Source organism: Bradyrhizobium sp. NBAIM08 (assembly GCF_020193935.1).
GTDB classification, from domain to species: domain Bacteria; phylum Pseudomonadota; class Alphaproteobacteria; order Rhizobiales; family Xanthobacteraceae; genus Bradyrhizobium; species Bradyrhizobium yuanmingense.
Genome location: NZ_JADYVR010000906.1, coordinates 1 through 407, shown reverse-complemented (window position 1 = coordinate 407; position 407 = coordinate 1). Strand labels below are relative to the sequence as shown.

The 407-nt window shown below is 56.0% G+C and carries 1 protein-coding gene; it reads left to right on the top strand.

What is annotated here, in order from left to right:
* The coding region (locus tag I6F37_RS42650) for a hypothetical protein (protein ID WP_225154775.1) at nt 1-407 on the top strand (407 nt) is incomplete at both ends.

The window sequence follows — 407 nt, the reverse complement described above, 5'->3', positions numbered from 1 at the left end:
CATTATCGACAACGACCCAAACAAAAAGCCACCTTTCACACGCGTTCAATACGGAGCGACCCTGGGTGGCCCAATCAAGAAAGATCGCACGTTCTATTTTGCGAGCTTTGAACAGCGACGGCGGCAAGAGTCGGGATTCTTTACCAGCGATGTTGGGGCAGGCTTGAACTCCAGCGTCACGATCGGTGCGCCCTTTCTTCCGTTCACGAACGTGTATACGAATCTCAGGGCAGAACAAGCCGCATTCATCCAGGGTGAACTTGTCAGAGCCGGAGCAATCGTCGACCCCGCTGTGCGGGCCCAGGTTATTGGGACTGCCATTACCTACGCCACCTTCGCCTCATCCGGCGGGCAACTTGGTCTTAATGGGTTCAGCCCGCTACGTAGTCCGGGCGGTGCAATTCCTG